The 2,103-nt window shown below is 60.6% G+C and carries 1 protein-coding gene and 1 pseudogene; both read left to right on the top strand.

What is annotated here, in order from left to right; translation table 11 throughout:
- Nucleotides 1-1,792 (top strand): ATP-dependent RecD-like DNA helicase (locus P792_RS37330; RefSeq protein ID WP_035439345.1); only part of this gene is annotated, 1,792 nt, incomplete at its 5' end.
- 137 nt (nt 1,793-1,929) lie between these two features.
- Nucleotides 1,930-2,103: pseudogene (locus tag P792_RS39590) on the top strand (hypothetical protein); the annotation flags it as partial.

Genomic DNA, 2,103 nt, shown 5'->3' with positions numbered 1-2,103 from the left:
AAAGAGCGTCTCGCAGCATATCGAGCGCATGCTGGAGGATAAGACAGGGCGGCTCGATCCGGAGGTGCTGCGTCGCGCGATCGCGGCGTCCGGGCTCGACTTCACCTCTGAGCCCGAACATGGCGCGGCCCAGCTTGCGGCCATCCATGCGTTGGGCGCAGCCGATCGCATCGCCTTCCTGATGGGTGTAGCCGGCGCTGGGAAGACCGCCCTTCTCAAACCGCTCGTAAGCGCTTGGAAGGAAGAGGGGCGCCAGGTCGTCGGCACCGGTATCGCCTGGCGCCAGGCCGAAGCCCTGCGCGATGCGGGCATTGATCGCACTTATGCTCTGACCCGCCTGCTCAGTGAGTTCAAATCCGGGAAACTGGTCCTCGATGACAAGTCAGTCCTGGTGATCGACGAAATGAGCCAGATCGCGCCTAAGCCGTTTCTCGAGCTCCTCGAGCATCAGAACAAGATGGGGTTCAGTATGCGTATGCTGGGCGATCGCGATCAGGGTCAGGCAATCGAGGCAGGCGATTCCATCGAGCTTCTTCTGCGCGCCCTTCCCCCGTCTCATCTTCCACAGATCACGTCGACCCTGCGTCAGAAATCCCAGCGTGACCGGGCGATCGCGGCCTTGTTTCGCAGTGACGGGCGTGACCCATCCAAGAGCGAGGCTCAACAGCGCGAGGCAGATGTGGTTCGGGCTGGAGAAGCCCTCGACATGAAACGGGCGGACGGGACCGTACGGCTTGTGGGAGGCTCGCATCGCGAGGTAGTCGAGGATATCGCGCGGCTCTATCTGCGCCGGCGCGATATGCTGCTTGCTGCCGGCTATACGCGCGGCGTGACGATCTCAGCGCCGACAAACGCGGATGTGGCCGATATCAGCCAGGCCATTCGCGCCCATCTCAAGGCACGGGGCGAGATCGGTGAGGATCGAGCTGTCGTGCGTGCGATCGACCAGCGTGGCGAACAATACGACCTGCCTTTGGCGATCAACGACCGTATCCGCCTTTTCGACAGGATCGAGTGCCGCGTGCGAACCCCCCACGGTGTGCGACGGCACTCCCTGGGGTCGAATGGTGATTTCGTAACAGTGCGCGACGTGCAGGAGAACGGTCTCGTTTTACGCAACCGGCAGGGCAGGGAAGGGTTCGTGTCCTGGGACGATCTGCGCGATGTGAAGCACACCGATCGTATCCGCCTGGGTTTTGGCCATGCGATGACGATCGATGCGGCACAGGGTATCACCTCGGACGAGCATATCAACGCCATGCCACGCGGTACGGCGAGCATGACCGGATTCATGGCCTATGTCGCCGAGACCCGTCATGTTTATCGTGGCTGGACAATGATCTCCGAAGCCGCCGTCCGGGAGGCTGAGTTGCGTTCACGGGCTCTGGGCGATCCCGATCCGGTCCGTATGGCGGATCTGTGGAACCGCGTGGCGGCCGATCTGGGCAGGCATGACTACAAGGCGCTGGGTCTGGATCTGGTCATGAGCCAGAAGGAACTGGAGACGTTGCGGGCGAAAGCGCTTGCGGCAGCGATCAAGAGCGAGCGCGTTCACATGGCTGATCGCAGTCCCGCCGCTGAACTGCAGACGAAGCGCGAGAATGCAGTGTTGGAAGCGACCGCACCCGGCGACTGGAAGGATCTGACCTATCTGCTGAAGCAGACGGGCTTTGAACTCACCCGCGCCATGCAGGCTGAGGCCCGTCGTGAGGAGGCGGCCGAGCAGGCCCGCAAGCAACAGGAACGCGAGCGTATCAGGGAGCGCGCTCCGAGCCAGTCGCCGGGGATGTGATCTGGTGCGCCCTGAAATGTATTGTCGAGGCGTGTCGAGCGAAGCGGGGTTGTGACTTTATGGAGAAGGTACCAGTATAGTTCTTACACCTAAAGGCGCACCGATTATCTAAATTTCAAAGAGGGAAGTATTATTTTATGGATGATTCAAAACTGTCTTGCTCCGATCTTTTAGCGGCGCTCTCGCGCATCGTTTCCGCGCATTTAGGGAACAACAACACCATAATGAGCGCACAGGATGTTCCTGATTTTATCCGGCAGGTTCATCTGACCCTCGCCGGGCTGGATACCTCAGCAAAAGGCGACGTTGGA

It is taken from the genome of Asaia sp. SF2.1 (assembly GCF_000505765.1).
Taxonomy (GTDB): domain Bacteria; phylum Pseudomonadota; class Alphaproteobacteria; order Acetobacterales; family Acetobacteraceae; genus Asaia; species Asaia bogorensis.
Note: the sequence above shows the minus strand (reverse complement) of the source record. Positions and strands in the feature narration are given on the sequence as shown.